A 16,067-nucleotide genomic window follows, 5' to 3' on the forward strand; every position below is an offset into this window, starting at 1 on the left:
ATCAGCGATTGTCTTTTGTTTTATTCCCCGGCAATAATCAACGGATATCTGATAAAAATCGAGTAACTTTGGCCAAGGAAAAATTATAGATATGATTGATAATAGTTTAGATCAGTTAGAACCAAAAGCAATTTGGAAAAATTTCGCAGCATTGAATGCGGTCCCCAGAGCTTCAAAAAAAGAAGAGCGCGTGATTGCCTTTATGGTAGACTTTGGTAAATCCTTGGGTTTAGAAACAAGCGTTGATGAGATTGGTAACGTGCTCATTAAAAAATCCGCTACTCCGGGAATGGAGGATCGCAAAACGATTGTTTTGCAGTCGCATTTAGATATGGTGCACCAAAAAAATAACGATACTGTTTTTGACTTCGATAATGAAGGTATTAAGATGTACGTTGATGGCGATTGGGTAAAAGCAGAAGGTACCACTTTAGGGGCAGATAATGGTCTTGGCGTTGCGACAATCATGTCGATTCTGGAATCATCCAGTATTGTACACCCTGCTATTGAAGCTTTGTTTACCATTGATGAAGAAACAGGTATGACAGGAGCTTTAGGTTTAAAAGGCGGTGTACTTTCGGGCGAAATCTTGCTCAATTTGGATACAGAGAATGATACTGAAATTGATATTGGCTGTGCCGGCGGGATTGATGTGACGGCAACGCAGTCCTATAGCGCAGAACCTTGTCCTTTTGATATGCTATCTTTTGAAATTACCGTAAAAGGACTACATGGCGGGCACTCTGGAATGGATATTCATAAAGGTTTTGCCAATGCCAATAAGGTAATGAATCGCCTGCTCTATAGAGGCTATGAACATTTTGGATTGCGTATTGCGTCGTTATTGGGTGGAAGCCTCCGCAACGCCATCCCGAGAGAAAGCGTTGCCAAAGTGGTGGTGGTTAAGGATAAAGCAACTGACTTTGTTCAGCAGCTAACACAATTGGCTCAGGATATTAAATCGGAATTTGCAACGACAGAACCAGCTATGGAAATTGTGGTGAAGCAAACTGATGCTGCTTATGCTACAGTCGTTCCCGTAAACGTGCAGGAAAACTTGATCAACAGCGTTTATGCGGCCTTAAATGGTGTATATCGTATGAGTGCCGATTTTGAAGACTTGGTAGAAACCTCCAATAATATTGCCAAAGTAGAAGTAGGCGGGGAAAAGGTTTCCATCAAATGTCTAACCAGATCTTCTGTTGAAACTTCTAAATTTGATTTAGCCCAATCGTTACAGGCAGCATTTGAACTGGGCGGTTTTAAGGTAGATTTTTCGGGCAATTATCCCGGATGGGCTCCTAATCCGAATTCTGAAATTTTAGAAGTGCTCAAATCCATTTATACGAGACAACATGGCGAAGTTCCGGAAGTCGTGGCGTGCCATGCCGGATTGGAATGCGGTATCTTGGGGACAAACTATTCGGCAATGGATATGATTTCTTTTGGACCAACAATCTTAGGTGCACATTCGCCTGCAGAGCGTGTCTCCATTTCTTCGGTGCAGAAATTTTGGAGTTTTGTGCTTGATATTCTCAAAGAGATCCCCAAAAAATAAGTCGCAACAGCAGACGGTTGCATTATTTCTGAACGACAGGCCATGAAATCAAAGTCATCGGCGAGTAAACAAAAACGGGTATGGCTTGAGCTATACCCGTTTTTATTTGTATCATTTTTTCATTTTTCTTGCAAAAAATGAAAAATATCCTTACTTTCAGGATGAAAAAATGATTTAATAGACCAAATTTTATACAAGCTCTCAAATTGAGGGAAAACCTAATCGTGATATAATGACCATAATCCTCATTGTAATCAGCATTTGTTTGCTTATCCTTTGCATAACTTATTTTAAGATCAATGCCTTTCTCGCATTTTTGGTTGTTTCCTTGCTAAGTGGACTTTGTTTGGGAATTCCACCGGCACAGTTGGTAGGCACCGTTGAAAAAGGTGTTGCCGGCGTTATGGGGAGCCTAACGTTGATCATTGTTTTGGGCGCAATGTTGGGGAAAATTGTAGCTGAAAGTGGGGCCGCTGAGATTATTGCTGAGCAAATGGTCCGCTTAATGGGAGAGCGATACCTTCAGTGGGGGCTTATGTTGACGGGTTTTATCGTTGGGATACCGCTATTTTATGGAATCGGATTTGTCTTATTAGTCCCCTTGATATTTTCGATTTCCTACCGGTATAAGTTGCCGGCTGTATATATTGGATTGCCGATGCTGGCAGCCCTGTCTGTAACGCATGGCTTTATTCCGCCGCATCCTTCTCCCGTTGCTCTCGTTGCCCTGTTTCATGCCGATATGGGATTGACACTTATTTATGGTCTTTTGATTGCTATACCTGCTATTATTTTAGGTGGCCCTATTTTTGGAAGATGCCTGAAAAACATACGGGCGAGTCAAGAATCAATTTTTCGGGAGCAAGATCGCTCGGAATCAGCGCAGTATCTGCGCCCGACAGTTGGGGTAAGTTTGGCTGTAGCCCTGCTACCGGTATTGCTCATTGTCCTATTTACACTGCTTCCTTATTGCTACCATACAAGTAATATAGCGCTGCAGCAGGGCGTGAAGTTCGTCGGCAACCCCACCGTTGTTATGGTTATCGCGCTCAGTGCAGCAACCTATTTCTTAGGATTGAAATTGGGCCGATCGATGGCCAATGTGATGACAATTTATGAGTCTGCTGTAAAAGATATTGCCATGATACTGTTGATTATTGCTGGTTCGGGAATCTTTAAACAAGTGATGGAAGACAGTGGAGTCAGTCTCCTTTTGGCCAACACCTTACAGCAGCTCTCCATTTCACCTTTACTGTTGGCCTGGTTAATTACAGCTGTTATCAGAGGTTGTGTCGGCTCGGCCACAGTCGCCGCGTTGACAGCCGCTGGCGTGCTGCTCCCTATTGTTACAGGGGGAGAAGCGGATCCCAATCTCATGGTACTGGCGATAGGGGCCGGAAGTCTGATGTTCTCCCATGTCAATGATGCCGGATTTTGGCTGTTTAAAGAGTACTTTGGCCTTAGCGTAAAGGATACGTTATTCTCCTGGTCGATCATGGAGGCTATTGTTTCCATTGTTGGGCTGCTTGCTGTTTTACTATTGCAATTAATTTTATATTAGCTATTATTTTAAACTTTAAAATCGTTAAAGATGTACAACGCAGATGAACAATTCGAAAAATTAGGTTTGACATTACCGCCAGCGCCGGCACCAAAAGGTGTTTATAAACCATACGTCATTGATGGTAAGTACCTGTATCTTTCCGGTCATGGTCCTGTACAAGATGATGCCACATTGATTATAGGTCGAATTGGAAGTGATATCAGCCCCGAAGAAGGTAAACTTGCCGCGCGTCAGGTCGGTTTGACCATGCTGTCGACCATTAAAACCAACTTGGGTTCCTTGAACAAAATCAAACGTGTAATCAAAGTATTGGGTATGGTCAACTGTACCTCGGATTTTCTTTATCACCCCGGTGTGATTAACGGTTGTAGTGAACTATTTGCTGCAGTTTGGGGAGAAGAGAATGGTATTGGAACACGTAGCGCAGTAGGATTCGGTTCTTTGCCCGATAATATTCCAGTGGAAATCGAAGCATTATTTGAGTTATATTAAACCGAATAGTATGGAAACTTGGTGTCACATACAAAATGTCGATCAAGTCGATTCGCCGGCCTTGCTGGTCTACCCTGATCGCATTGTCAAGAACATAGACCGCGCTTTACACATTGTGCATGGGCGGGCGGACCGATTGCGGCCGCATATCAAAACGAACAAGTGCCGTGAAGTATGCCAGCTGATGATGGATAGGGGGATTACAAAGTTTAAGTGTGCAACCATTGCAGAAGCAGAACTATTGGGGGTTATCGGTGCAAAAGATGTTTTGCTGGCGTACCAGCCCGTAGGGCCAAAGATAGATCGTTTCTTGAATCTGGTGAGCGCCTTTCCCCAAACACATTTTGCCTGTCTTGTGGATCATGTTGATGCAGCAGAGGAAATTTCAGCGCGGAGTCTGTCGAAAGGTTTGCGAAGCGCTGTTTATCTGGATGTTAATATTGGGATGGGACGTACAGGGATAGCTTTAGACGGGATTGAGCGTCTCGTTATGGATATCAATCTCCTGAATGGTATTCAGTTGGTCGGTGTGCATGGCTACGATGGTCATATTCATGATAAGGATTATCAGCTTCGCGAAAAACAATGCCAACAGGCATACGGTATACTTGAAACGGCCTACCTGATGGCGCAGACATCCACCTCTAAACCATTGACTAAAGTGATTGGCGGTTCACCGAGTTTCCCTTTTCATGCCGAACGCAGCGATGTAGAATGCAGTCCAGGAACCTTTGTGTTTTGGGATTTTGGCTATGCCGAAAATTATGCAGAACAAGATTTTATGCTTGCCGCGGTACTTCTAACACGTGTCGTTTCTATTGTTGATCACAAACACCTGTGCTTGGACCTAGGGTATAAATCCGTTGCATGCGAATCGCCGCAGCCTCGCGTCAAGTTTTTCGATCCACGTATAGGTGAAATAAAAATGCAGAGTGAAGAACATCTGGTTGTTGAGGTGACAGATAGTGCGCAGTTCCACTTAGGGGATGCGGTGTATGCTGTACCACGCCATATCTGCCCTACCGTAGCCTGTTATGGCGAACTTCAAGTAGTCCATGAACGGCATGCAGATCAAACGTGGACTGTTTATGCACGAAATAAAAAGATAAATTATTGATATGTACGAATTTGAAATGCCATTTTTGGTCGATGCACATTTGGATTTGAGTATGAATGCCATGGAATGGAATCGGGATCTTCGATTGCCAATTACAGAACTCAACCGCAGGGAAAAGGGGATGGATGACAAGCCCGATCGGGCTAAGGCAACAGTCACTTTTGACGAATTGCGTCGTGGTCATATTGGTTTGGTTGTTGCCACACAAATCGCTCGATTCGTAAAACCCGAAAGCTCTTTACCAGGCTGGTACTCCCCGGAACAGGCTTGGGCGCAGACGCAGGGGCAGCTTGCGTGGTATAAGGCAATGGAAGCCGATGGGCAAATGAAAATGATTTGTACAAAAGCTGATCTGGATCAACATATAGCACTTTGGTCGAATGGCAGCGATCATGTAGATAAGCCAATCGGATATCTGCTGAGTCTGGAAGGTGCCGATTCAATTGTAGATATCAGTTATCTTGAAACAGCTTATAATTATGGTTTGAGAGCTGTCGGACCAGCGCATTACGGACCGGGGCGATATGCCAACGGAACCGACTCATCGGGCAAGCTTAATGAACAGGGCGTCCTATTGTTGCGGGAAATGGAGCGATTGGGGATGATATTAGACGCAACACACCTCAATGATGATGCGTTTTGGGACGCTGTTGGACGTTATAACGGTGCCATTTGGGCAAGCCATAATAATTGTCGCAAGTTTGTCGACCATAATAGGCAGTTCAGTGACGAAATGATCAAGACTCTTGTTGCGAAAAAAGCAGTGATCGGTGTAGCGCTCGATGCTTGGATGATGGTACCGAATTGGGTCCGCGGTGTATCCGACCCTAAAACAAGCAATTGCTCCATGGAAATCATGGCCAACAATATTGATCATATTTGTCAATTGGCAGGAAATGTTGATCATGTCGGCGTAGGGAGCGATTTAGATGGAGCATTTGGCCGAGAGCAGTGTCCTTATGATCTGGAAACTATTGCTGATATCCAAAAAGTATTTGGTATCCTGTCAAAAAGAGGGTATGATAAGACCGATCTTGAAAAGATTGCTAGCAAGAACTGGCTTAATTTTATGCGAAATGCATTGCCCGAATCAAAACAAACACCTCCAACACAACTGAATAGATGAAACCAGTATTACGCGTGCAATTGTCCCTGATGATGTTTTTAGAGTATTTTATCAAAGGGGCCTGGTTTGTCACTTTGGGAACATACTTGATTAAATCGCTCAATGCCTCAGGAATGGAGGTAGCGAATATTTTTGCGACACAATCCCTTGGTGCTGTATTTGCTCCTTTTTTTGTGGGTTTTGTCGCCGACAGATACTTTAATGCCGAGCGGGTGCTTTCAGCTTTGCATCTCATTGGAGCTGGACTACTTTACGGGATGTCTCAAGCACCTGATGCAACACATTTTTATCCCTATGTGTTTGTTTACTTTATGGCTTACATGTCTTCGTTATCCTTGTCCAATGGAATAGCATTCCGGCATATAGAAGATGCGAAGAAGTATTTTCCGGGGATACGTGTTTGGGGAACGATCGGTTGGATCTGTTCGGGACTTGTCATCAGTTATTTGTTCCGTTGGGATGCGCCCGAATCGATACAGGCAGGTGCTCTGCACAACACCTTTATTATGGGGGCGGTCTGCTCGTTGTTACTGGCATTCTTTAGCCTGGCTCTCCCAAAAACTCCGCCGCAGGTGAAACTCAGGGATGAAAAATTTGATTTTGGCAAGGCGATCGGTTTGGATGCACTGAAGCTTTTAAAACAGCGGAGCTTTCTGATTTTTTTTGTGACAGCAATTGTCATCTGTATACCTATTTCGTTCTATTATCAAAATGCCAATCCATTTTTGGTCAACGCCGGAATACCGAATCCCACAGCAAAAATGGCATTGGGGCAATTTTCCGAAGCCATCTGCCTGTTGTTGATTCCATTTTTCTTTAGACGCCTGGGGTATAAAAAGATGATTTTATTGGGGATTGCAGCCTGGGCACTCCGTTATTTGTTTTTTGCATACGGCGACGGACAGGAACGTTCATTCTTATTGCTATTCGGAATATTATTACATGGCATCTGCTATGATTTTATGTTTGTAGTCGGCCAGATTTATACCGATAGAATTGCCGGCGAAAAATACAAAGCTTCTGCACAGGGGCTTATTACCATTGCGATGTATGGTGTAGGGATGTTAATCGGATTTTGGGTTGCCGGTGCAGTTTCAGATTATCTAAAAACAGCTTATACTGCTCAATTTTGGGAATATCTTTGGTTTATTCCTGCAGGTATTTCTGGTTTTTGTCTTGTGTTATTTGCCGTATTTTTTAAAGAGGAGAAAGCGCTGCCGGATGTGAAAGCTCGTTAAAGATGCCTTTGGTCAATTAAAAACAGGGATTTCAGAAAAAATTAAAACATGGAGCATCTTTGATGGGGAGGTGCTCCATGTTATTTATAGGCCTATTATATCATATTAAACCATTCCTGGTATTTTTCACCGATGAAAGGGAGTGGCTTTTGCTCTCCGGCAAATGCAGACATTAATCCCAATATAAGAGCAATAAGTAGGAGCAATCCAACAATACTAAGGACAATTCCGCCAATACCTGGAACAAAACGTAACAGCCCCAAGGCCATTCCTGTCACGGAGATACCTATACTTTGTCGGATATGGAACTGTGCTAAAGCAGTCTTTTCCTTGTTGTTCATAATGATGGCTGCAACAAGGCCGATGATGGTTAAGTAAGAAATAATAGCAATTGTTTTTCCGTCGTTTGACGTAGCCTTTTGAATAGGGGTTCTCTCCATGATCCTTTAATGTAAAATGTTTGACTTAAATATTTAAGACAAATTTAGGAGAGATATCCCTTGGATCCTTTAGCTGAATTCAGGGATATTTTATTTATCCTTCCACACTTTCCAGTAATTGCTTTTCATGGAGTTCAAAATATTCACCTCTTTTATCCATCAATTCAGCATGTGTACCCTGTTCTACAATTTCCCCTTGATCCATCACCAATATATGGTCTGCATTCTTGATTGTCGAGATGCGATGGGCAATAAAAATACAGGTCTTACCTTTCATGATGCGGCTTAGCGAACGGAGAATGGTTTCTTCCGTTTTTGTATCCACGGCTGAAAGACAGTCATCAAAAATCAATACTTTGGGTTCCTTAATTAAAGCGCGTGCGATGGATACCCGTTGCTTTTGGCCCCCGGAGAGGGTAATCCCACGTTCTCCAACAGCGGTTTCAAATCCATCTTCAAAAGCGATAATATTGTCGTATACAGCGGCATCTTTGGCAGCCTGTTCCACTTGTTCCTGTGTAAAGTGGTCTAAACCAAAGCCTATATTATTGGCAATGGTATCTGAAAATAGGAAAACATCTTGTGGGACAAATCCGACCTGTTGGCGTAAGCTTTTGAAATCAAGGTTTTTAATTTCAAGACCATCATAATGAATACTTCCTTTGTCGATATCATACATCCGAAGGAGTAAATTGGCCAGCGTAGATTTTCCGGATCCTGTTTTTCCGATAATAGCAAGTGTTTTGCCGATCGGAATTTGGAACGATATATTTTTTATCGCCTGAATGCCGGTTTCCGGATAAGTAAACGAGATCCCATTAACCTTGATTTCGCCCTCCAGTTCCTTGGCAGCTGTGCCGTTAACGATAGGAGATTCGGTTTGAAGGAATTCGTTAATCCGTTTTTGTGACGCGGCAGCACGTTGTACCAATGACGTGACCCAAGCCAAAGACATGGCAGGGAAAGTCAACTGGTTGACATAGATGATAAACTCGGCGATATTTCCGGCAGTCACTGTTCCTTTGGCAACTTCGATTCCACCAATATAAATGGTAATGACTGTACTAAGTCCAATAAGCAATAGAATAAGCGGGAAGAAAACAGCCTGTACTTTGACGAGATCAAGAGCCGTGTTCCGATAAATGGTACTTTCCTTCTCAAATTCCTGCATTTTATTTTGTTCTCTGGTGTAGGTTTTGATTACGCGGATGCCAGCAAAAGTCTCCTGGACGAAAGAAGAAAGGTTCGCCAGTTGTTTCTGTATTTTTAAGCTACGCTTGTTAATGATTTTATTAACAAATAAAATAATAACCGATAGGACAGGGATTGGCGCCAATGCATAAGTGGCCAATCTTCCGTTGACGCTATACATCGCATAGATGACCATGATCGATAAAACTACGGTATTGATCGCATACATGATGGCAGGTCCTAGGTAGTTACGCACCTGATTGACGTCTTCCGTCGCGCGGCTCATGAGATCTCCGGTATTGTTTTTCCGAAAGAAACCAAAGTTTAGATCCTGGTAATGATTATAGATCTCATTTTTGAGGTCGTATTCAATATAACGCGAGGTTAAAATGATCGTCTGACGCATAAAGAATAAAAATATGCCCCGCAGCAGTGAAAGTAGGAGCACGACGAAACCAAAAAACAGGAGGCTGGTGCCAAATACCTGATAGATGAGTTCCTGTCTGTCGAAACCATCAAATAGACGGTATAGATAGATGTTTTCCTGAACCAAATCAAATGCTTCGCGAATTACCTTTGCAGGCAATACCCCAAAATAGTTGGATATGATAACGAAAATAACCCCTGGAATCAGTTTCCAGCGGTATTTATAAAAGTACTTATTTAAGTAGGCGAGATCCTTCATATTACGAATACAAAAGTAGGACTAATTCATCAAAATGCTTTACGATTTAAGCGAATTTACTGTCATTCGGAAATCAAATGTTAAGTCTTGGATAAAAAAAGTTGTTATGCACAACGAATAATTTTCCTACTTTTGCATCAAGTACCTTAAAAAATTAAAACAAATTAGAGTAGTACATTTTATGTCAACATCTCAAAATTCTATTTTTGAATTGATGAGCCAGTCTGGCCATCAAAACTTATTTTTCTGTAATGATGAATTAGTGGGCTTGAAAGCTATCGTTGCGATCCATGATACAACCTTGGGGCCTGCGATAGGAGGAGTTCGTATGTTACCATACGAAAGTACAGAAGAAGCTATTGAGGATGCTTTACGTTTATCCAAGGCCATTACGTACAAATCTGCCATCACTGGATTGAATTTAGGCGGGGGAAGTGCTGTTATTATTGGTAATAGCCGTTTGGACAAATCTGAGGTTTTATTGCGCCGTTTGGGCCAGTTTATTGAAGGATTGAATGGTAATTTCATTGCTTCACTAGACGTAGGTACGACACAACGTGATTTAGAACATATTTATACCGAGACTGACCACGTTGCTGGTCTACCAAAGGCTATTCATGGTAGCGGTGTCGGTGATCCTTCCATTTTTGCTGCACAAGGTGTTTATTTTGGTATAAAAGCCTGTTTAAAGGAATTATACGGATCGGAAAATGTTGCTGGTAAAAAAGTTATTGTACATGGAGTAGGTGGTGTTGGCGAACGTTTGATCGCGATGTTACGTGAAGAGAATGCACGTGTATATGTCAGCGATATTACGGAAGAAAAAATGCTGAAAGTGGCGGCTAAGTACAAAGCTGAGCCAATACCTTACAATGAAGTATTCGATCACGAATTTGATGTATATTCTCCTTGTGCGTTAGGTGGTACGGTAAATCCGGAATCCGCACAGAAAATGCAATGCAAAATTATTGCTGGTTCTGCCAATAATCAATTGAAAGATGAACTTGTTACAAGTTCTATTCTGCATGAAAGAGGTATATTATACGCGCCTGACTATTTGATCAACGCTGGTGCATTAATCGGCTGTTATTCAGAAATTCAAAATTACGGCGTAGATCACACTGAATTTGTGATCAAAAATATTTATAATGCGACTAGAGACGTCTTGAAAAAATCAAAAGAAGAGAATATTTCTACTTTTGAAGCGGCTAATCGCATTGCGGAGAAGCGTATCCAAGATATTAAAAAAATCAAGCGGTAGTCTTCATCCCAAAATCGTTCTTACTTATTATTTTATAAAAAAATCGTTCTTTAAATTACTATGTTAAACAGGAGACACCTGAGGGTAAAAGTAGTGCAAACGCTTTATGCGTACAGTCTTTCAGAAGATAAAGACATCAAAACATTTGAAAAAGCACTATTAAAAAATGTGGATGAAGTCTATGAGATGTATATGTGGACACTGAATCTATTAGATGAAGTATCTGATTATGTCTTAATAGATGCAGAGGGTAGAGCTAATAAGTTTTTACCAACTGAAAAAGACTTGTCTTTAACGACCAAGTTAAGTACTAACACTTTTATTGAGTCATTGAGACAAAATCCACAATATGGAGAAGGTGTCAAAAAGTATAAAATTTCTTGGAGTTTCGATCCGGAGATCGTTCGTACGGTATTTTTGCAATTAAAGGATTCCGAGGCTTATTTGGAGTACTTGCAACAAGAGGATCGTTCGATCGGTACGGAAAAGGATATCATCAAGCATATCTTTAAAAAGATTATCTTGAAATCACCGGTTATTGAGCAGGTTTTTGAGGAGAAATTCATCAACTGGCCTGTCGATAAAGAAGTATTGCAAGCGTTGATTGCGAAGACTTTTAAGAACTTTAGTTCAGAAGATCCACGTAAAAATAAACTGGCAGAGATTACGCAAAACTGGAATGATGATAGCGACTATGTCATTGCATTGCTAGGTAAAACTATTCGCAATACAAATGAATATCAAAAGCTTATCTCGGAGAAAACGAAGAACTGGGAGTCAGACCGTATTGCGCTAATGGATACTTTATTGATGCGTATGGCCATATGTGAGTTGGTTAATTTTCCATCTATTCCTGTGAAAGTGACAATAAATGAGTATATTGAAATTTCTAAGGTATTCAGTACATTGAAAAGTAATACATTTATCAATGGTATCTTGGATAAAATATTAAACGATCTGAATCAACAAGGAAGAATCCAGAAGGCAGGTCGTGGTTTAAGAGATTAAAACCAAACGCATAAATAATTTATACGAATGAAAAACTTTGGCAAATATTCGGTTTTAGCTTTGTCGGCAGTACTTTTATTTTCTTGTGGAAATGCACAAAAAGGAAAAGATGAAGGAAGCAAGACAGCGACTGAAACAGCAGCTGCGGATAGCCTTTCCAAGGCGGCAGCACAATTGGGAAAAGTAGAATTTGAAGAGTCTGCATTTGACTTCGGTCAGGTAAAGGAAGGCGCACAGGTAAAGCATACCTTTGTGCTGAAAAATTCGGGTGATGCACCTGTTATTATCTCGAAAGTGACTGCTTCATGTGGTTGTACACAACCTGAGTTTTCGAAAAGCCCTATTTTGCCAGGTGGAAAATCTGAGATCCATGTAACTTTCAATAGTGAGGGACAAGTTGGTAAACAGCAGAAGATCATTACGATTCAATCGAATGCTTCCAATGGCTTAACAACAGTGCAGCTAAAGGGCGAAGTATTAGCAAAATAACACATTATTAAACGATATAATAACAAATGAATACAGTATTATTACAAGCAGCAGGTGGCGCCGGTTATGGTCAACTGATAATGATGGTTGGTCTAGTTGTGGTATTTTATTTCTTCATGATCAGACCACAGATGAAAAAACAAAAAGACCATAAAAAATATGTAGAGCAATTAGGTGTAAATTCAAAGGTAGTAACTACAGCTGGTATTCACGGACGCATTGTAGAAGTATCAGACACGACTTTCTTAGTTGATGTAGGTTCAGGTGTAAAAATCCGTTTTGACAAATCAGCCATTGCTTTAGATGCTTCTAAAGCTGCTAACAACACGGAGAAGAGCGCTTCTTAAGCTTTTTTGGGAAAGAAATGAAAGCCAGTTTTCGTGGAAAACTGGCTTTTTTTATGTACCGGTCAAATCTTTATCTTACCTAAGTGCATACTGTCTGTATTACCTCCGCCATAGCTCTCTACAAAAAAGATATACACTTCATAGGTCACTTGCTTTTTATGTTTCGGTATATCAATGTTTTGTCTACCCGTTATTAAGCTATTTTTCGCCTCATTCGTCAAAAATGGATATTCAGCCCCATTATACGTTGCATTATACAGGAATAAGAACGAATCATAAGTTCCCATGTCAAATTTCTTCTCCAGATAGGGGTCGTATTCCCAGGTAACCAGAAACACCTGATTTTCTTGATCGAAATCCATCGTGTAGGAAGTGATGGGATTGGGACTTCCTTTGGCAATCATAAATTTTTGCCAGTCCACCACAAAACCGTTCTCTTCCTGAATAAGCGCATGGTTCAAATTATAAGACATTGCGACATCATAGGCCCGTTTCGGATAACTGTATGCCTTGTAGCCTATAGTGATGATCGGGTTTAACATGCTTATATGCGACCTCATAGTTTTGAAGCGTGTTCTACTCAGCAGCTGTTCAGGTATGGGCTCCCGTTTTTTATGATTGCCATAATGTATTGATTAGCTTATAGATAATTAAGATAAGCATAAAAAAGGAAATATGCTAATACCAGGTAATCCCTAAACACAATTTTTACTCAATGTTTAGACAGTAATCAGTCATTGTTTATTCAGTCTCCACTGAACAAGCACTGAACGATCACTGAACAATCACTGAACAATCACTGTAAAAAGGGATAAGTTGGTTACCAGCTGATGTTCTTTTGTTGCAGCTAAAAAATTAAATGAGACAATAGGGAAGGGACTACACTCTGTAACAAAAAAGTGTGTCGCAAGAAGTATTTATTAGACGCTCTTTTCCTGCTGACACCAAGCTGTCAATCGAGCTTCTAATTTTGTGAAAAAGAATGCTATGGAAAATCTTAAACCGTTTGACGGGCTACATTGTGAAACTACCGCAACAGGTACTTTATTGAAGCATATTGGCATTGAACTTTCTGAACCGATGCTTTTTGGATTAGGGGAGGGACTTAGTTTTATCTATTGGAAAATGAAAACCATGGACTTTCCATTTTTGGGCGGACGAATAAAAACGGATCTCCTGACGCAGCATATCTGCAAAAATCTCGGTCTCGAACTCAATGTTCATGAAACCTCTTCAAAAGTAAAAGCCTGGCAGGCTGTACGACAGCTCTTGGATGAGGGGCAACCTGTGGGATTAAAACTCGATGCCTATTACCTGGAATATTTTACTAAGCCATTTCATTTTGCGGGACATTATGTCGCTATATATGGCTATGACGATGAGCATGCCTATTTGGTGGATACGAGGCAGCAAGGCGGTAGTGTGAAGACGTCGCTTGCGAGTTTAGCTTTAGCGCGGGCAGAGAAAGGGCCTATGTCGTCCAAAAATTTGTATTATACCATAGCAGGTAATATGGAGAACGTTGACCTGAAAGAAGTGCTGATTGCCGCAATGGTCAAAAATGCAAAGCAATATCTTGCACCACCTATCAACAATATTTCATATAAAGGAATTTTGAAGACCAGTGAAGAAGTGATGAATTGGTTCAAGACAAGTCAAGCTATTGAAAGCGAGTTTAAGATGGCTGCAAGTCTAATGGAAAAAGCGGGCACTGGGGGTGCTTTGTTTCGAAATCTGTATCGCGACTTTATCAAGGAAAGTTACGATCTCCTCGGAATAGAACAACTCGCGGTGGTTCATCATGAGTTTGTACAGATTGCATTATTGTGGACATCCCTGTCGGAATTGTTTAGTCAAATTGCTGAGACGGCCAGTTTCGATGCTGTCCAACAGGCATCAGCAATTTTCAAAACCCTTGCCACAAAAGAGAAAAATGCAATGGAAATATTGGCGTCTTTGTGATGAAATGCAGATAAGAACGCTAATTTTTGCGCAAATTGATTAAGTTTGTATCATGGCGAATGCAGTTCGAATAAATAAGACCCAACGGCGTAAGATTAATGTCTTCGTGCGTTGTGTTGGAATTTCGTTGTTAGCTTGGTTATTGTTTTCGATTTCCAATCAATATACTGTGTCCGTTAAGGCAGCAATTGAATATGTCAATCTTCCCGAGAAACGCGCATTTCACCCGCAACAATCCGATACGGTAAAGGTGAAATTGGAGATGACGGGATGGCAATTCCTATTTTCCAAAGCTGCTTTGGAAACCCCAAAGGTGCAGGTTGACCTAAGCTCTTTAAAAACCAAAGATTGGATTGTTTTTTCCAATCAATTGGGCTTTATCAACCGGCAGTTTCCACATGAACAACGGGTAGTCTCGGTCAGCCCAGATACCTTGTTTTTCGATTTTTCCAAACAGACGCAGCGCAAAGTGCCCGTCAAACCTTTATCCAATATTGGCTTTAAGCGTGGGTATGGTTTTATTGCTGATACCAAGATTACCCCGGCTTATGTGACGATTACAGGGCCCTATGAGGATGTTTCGGCGATTGAGTATTGGGAGACCGATACCGTTCGCGGGAAGGAAGTGGAGACCGATGTTCGAACCGTGGCAAACCTGGCACGTAACCAAAAAGCGAATATCAATGTTTATCCGACTTCGGTCGAGGTTCTGATGCCTGTAGGGGAGTTAACCGAGAAAGTGATTGAATTACCCGTGAAGGTTGAAAATGGCCAGCGCTATAGTTCTGTTAGGCTTAATCCAAGCAAAGTGGTCGTCACCGTACTGATGTCCGTTAAGGATTATAATAACTATACATCGCGAGATTTTGAAGCTGTGGTAGATCTGGCTGACTGGGAGAAAAACGGGGTGCAATATTTGCCTGTTTTGCTGACCAAAGTACCTGACTTTTGTAAGGTAATCAGCGTTGTACCTCAAAACGTGGACTTTTTTGTACGTAAATAACACTATTTTCATGAAGATTGGAATAACAGGCGGAATTGGATCCGGTAAAACATTTATCTGTCAGCTTTTTAAAGCCATGGCTGTACCTGTTTATAATGCAGATGATGAGGCGAAGGAATTGATGAATACCGATTTACGGATCAAAGAACGCTTGATTGCGGAGTTCGGTAAAGAGACCTATAAGGATGGGAAATTAGATCGGGCTTTTTTGGCCGAACAGATATTCAGCGACAAGGCGAAGCTCGAACTTGTAAATGGCATTGTACACCCCATCGTTATCCAGGCGGCCAAAGACTGGGCCGAACAACAAAAATCCCGTTATTCACTCAAGGAGGCTGCTTTGCTTTTTGAAAGTGGCTCTTACAAGGATCTTGATTATACCATCCTGGTTACTGCGCCTTTACACATACGTGTTAAACGTGTTATGGAGCGTGATGGCGTCACTGAAGAACAGGTCATGGAGCGAATAAATAAGCAACTAACTGATGAAGAAAAATTAAAACTGGCAGACTTCGTCATCATTAATGATGGAACCACTCCGCTATTGCCGCAAGTGTGGACTTTACATCAAAAATTTCTAAAATAA

General features: G+C 41.4%; 16 protein-coding genes. 13 read left to right on the top strand and 3 right to left on the bottom strand.

The annotated features are described in order from the left end of the window. Positions 1-91: 91 nt before the first annotated feature. The 6 genes from B3600_RS17370 (at position 92) to B3600_RS17395 (ending at position 7,095) form a co-directional block, all read left to right on the top strand. Positions 92-1,558: an aminoacyl-histidine dipeptidase gene (locus tag B3600_RS17370; protein WP_286753793.1), complete on the top strand. Its 1,467-nt coding sequence runs from the start codon at positions 92-94 to the stop codon at positions 1,556-1,558. Positions 1,559-1,790: 232 nt separating this feature from the next. Then, entirely contained in the window at positions 1,791-3,119 is a 1,329-nt protein-coding gene (locus B3600_RS17375; protein WP_070565556.1) for a gluconate:H+ symporter, read from the top strand. Positions 3,120-3,149: 30 nt separating this feature from the next. Continuing rightward, positions 3,150-3,614, top strand: coding sequence for a RidA family protein (locus B3600_RS17380; protein ID WP_046674510.1), 465 nt, complete (start codon positions 3,150-3,152; stop codon positions 3,612-3,614). Positions 3,615-3,624: 10 nt separating this feature from the next. Further along, positions 3,625-4,731: a D-TA family PLP-dependent enzyme gene (locus B3600_RS17385; RefSeq protein WP_286753794.1), complete on the top strand. Its 1,107-nt coding sequence runs from the start codon at positions 3,625-3,627 to the stop codon at positions 4,729-4,731. Position 4,732: 1 nt separating this feature from the next. Beyond that, positions 4,733-5,857 (top strand): dipeptidase, encoded by a 1,125-nt coding sequence (locus B3600_RS17390; RefSeq protein ID WP_286753795.1) that lies wholly within the window; start codon positions 4,733-4,735, stop codon positions 5,855-5,857. After that, positions 5,854-7,095: an MFS transporter gene (locus B3600_RS17395; protein ID WP_286753796.1), complete on the top strand. Its 1,242-nt coding sequence runs from the start codon at positions 5,854-5,856 to the stop codon at positions 7,093-7,095. Before B3600_RS17390 ends, B3600_RS17395 begins: the two co-directional genes overlap by 4 nt. A gap of 95 nt (positions 7,096-7,190) precedes the next feature. Here B3600_RS17395 and B3600_RS17400 read toward each other — a convergent pair whose 3' ends face one another. Next, positions 7,191-7,535, bottom strand: coding sequence for a hypothetical protein (locus B3600_RS17400; protein ID WP_201639006.1), 345 nt, complete (start codon positions 7,533-7,535; stop codon positions 7,191-7,193). Between the two features lie 94 nt (positions 7,536-7,629). Further along, complete coding sequence (locus B3600_RS17405; protein ID WP_286753797.1) at positions 7,630-9,411, bottom strand: ABC transporter ATP-binding protein; 1,782 nt, start codon at positions 9,409-9,411, stop codon at positions 7,630-7,632. Between the two features lie 181 nt (positions 9,412-9,592). Here B3600_RS17405 and B3600_RS17410 point away from each other — a divergent pair, with 181 nt between their 5' ends. The 4 genes from B3600_RS17410 to yajC are packed head-to-tail and all read left to right on the top strand — an operon-like array spanning position 9,593 to position 12,516. Beyond that, the gene (locus B3600_RS17410; RefSeq protein ID WP_046674513.1) at positions 9,593-10,672 is read left to right on the top strand and encodes a Glu/Leu/Phe/Val family dehydrogenase; all 1,080 of its coding nucleotides are present in this window, start codon (positions 9,593-9,595) and stop codon (positions 10,670-10,672) included. Positions 10,673-10,732: 60 nt separating this feature from the next. Then, on the top strand, positions 10,733-11,680 hold the full coding sequence (gene nusB, locus B3600_RS17415; RefSeq protein WP_070565546.1) for a transcription antitermination factor NusB: 948 nt from the start codon (positions 10,733-10,735) through the stop codon (positions 11,678-11,680). Positions 11,681-11,707: 27 nt separating this feature from the next. Next, positions 11,708-12,169 carry a DUF1573 domain-containing protein gene (locus B3600_RS17420; protein ID WP_070565544.1) on the top strand — a complete coding sequence of 154 codons (462 nt, stop codon included), beginning with the start codon at positions 11,708-11,710 and terminating at the stop codon, positions 12,167-12,169. A gap of 26 nt (positions 12,170-12,195) precedes the next feature. Beyond that, the gene (yajC, locus tag B3600_RS17425) at positions 12,196-12,516 is read left to right on the top strand and encodes a preprotein translocase subunit YajC (RefSeq protein ID WP_201639008.1); all 321 of its coding nucleotides are present in this window, start codon (positions 12,196-12,198) and stop codon (positions 12,514-12,516) included. A 62-nt stretch (positions 12,517-12,578) separates the two neighbouring features. On the opposite strand, the gene B3600_RS17430 is transcribed toward yajC, so the two are convergent. Next, positions 12,579-13,148, bottom strand: coding sequence for a DUF6266 family protein (locus B3600_RS17430; RefSeq protein ID WP_312523248.1), 570 nt, complete (start codon positions 13,146-13,148; stop codon positions 12,579-12,581). 355 nt (positions 13,149-13,503) lie between these two features. Between B3600_RS17430 and B3600_RS17435 the strand changes: the two genes are divergently transcribed. The 3 genes from B3600_RS17435 to coaE are packed head-to-tail and all read left to right on the top strand — an operon-like array spanning position 13,504 to position 16,067. Then, entirely contained in the window at positions 13,504-14,478 is a 975-nt protein-coding gene (locus B3600_RS17435) for a BtrH N-terminal domain-containing protein (RefSeq protein WP_286753798.1), read from the top strand. A gap of 52 nt (positions 14,479-14,530) precedes the next feature. Then, positions 14,531-15,481 (top strand): hypothetical protein, encoded by a 951-nt coding sequence (locus B3600_RS17440; protein WP_046674519.1) that lies wholly within the window; start codon positions 14,531-14,533, stop codon positions 15,479-15,481. A gap of 10 nt (positions 15,482-15,491) precedes the next feature. Further along, positions 15,492-16,067 (top strand): dephospho-CoA kinase, encoded by a 576-nt coding sequence (gene coaE / locus B3600_RS17445; protein ID WP_197084052.1) that lies wholly within the window; start codon positions 15,492-15,494, stop codon positions 16,065-16,067.

Origin of the sequence: Sphingobacterium sp. UBA2480, from assembly GCF_002341965.1 — a bacterium.
GTDB classification, from domain to species: Bacteria; Bacteroidota; Bacteroidia; order Sphingobacteriales; family Sphingobacteriaceae; genus Sphingobacterium; species Sphingobacterium multivorum.

Bases quoted from the DNA above. Each gene is read 5' to 3' on its own strand.
- B3600_RS17440 (WP_046674519.1), top strand. From the start codon at position 14,531: ATGGCGAATGCAGTTCGAATAAATAAGACCCAACGGCGTAAGATTAAT.
- B3600_RS17380 (WP_046674510.1), top strand. From the start codon at position 3,150: ATGTACAACGCAGATGAACAATTCGAAAAATTAGGTTTGACATTACCG.
- B3600_RS17420 (WP_070565544.1), top strand. From the start codon at position 11,708: ATGAAAAACTTTGGCAAATATTCGGTTTTAGCTTTGTCGGCAGTACTT.
- B3600_RS17385 (WP_286753794.1), top strand. From the start codon at position 3,625: ATGGAAACTTGGTGTCACATACAAAATGTCGATCAAGTCGATTCGCCG.
- B3600_RS17375 (WP_070565556.1), top strand. From the start codon at position 1,791: ATGACCATAATCCTCATTGTAATCAGCATTTGTTTGCTTATCCTTTGC.
- B3600_RS17410 (WP_046674513.1), top strand. From the start codon at position 9,593: ATGTCAACATCTCAAAATTCTATTTTTGAATTGATGAGCCAGTCTGGC.
- B3600_RS17435 (WP_286753798.1), top strand. From the start codon at position 13,504: ATGGAAAATCTTAAACCGTTTGACGGGCTACATTGTGAAACTACCGCA.
- B3600_RS17395 (WP_286753796.1), top strand. From the start codon at position 5,854: ATGAAACCAGTATTACGCGTGCAATTGTCCCTGATGATGTTTTTAGAG.
- coaE (WP_197084052.1), top strand. From the start codon at position 15,492: ATGAAGATTGGAATAACAGGCGGAATTGGATCCGGTAAAACATTTATC.
- B3600_RS17390 (WP_286753795.1), top strand. From the start codon at position 4,733: ATGTACGAATTTGAAATGCCATTTTTGGTCGATGCACATTTGGATTTG.
- B3600_RS17405 (WP_286753797.1), bottom strand. From the start codon at position 9,411: ATGAAGGATCTCGCCTACTTAAATAAGTACTTTTATAAATACCGCTGG.
- nusB (WP_070565546.1), top strand. From the start codon at position 10,733: ATGTTAAACAGGAGACACCTGAGGGTAAAAGTAGTGCAAACGCTTTAT.
- yajC (WP_201639008.1), top strand. From the start codon at position 12,196: ATGAATACAGTATTATTACAAGCAGCAGGTGGCGCCGGTTATGGTCAA.
- B3600_RS17400 (WP_201639006.1), bottom strand. From the start codon at position 7,535: ATGGAGAGAACCCCTATTCAAAAGGCTACGTCAAACGACGGAAAAACA.
- B3600_RS17370 (WP_286753793.1), top strand. From the start codon at position 92: ATGATTGATAATAGTTTAGATCAGTTAGAACCAAAAGCAATTTGGAAA.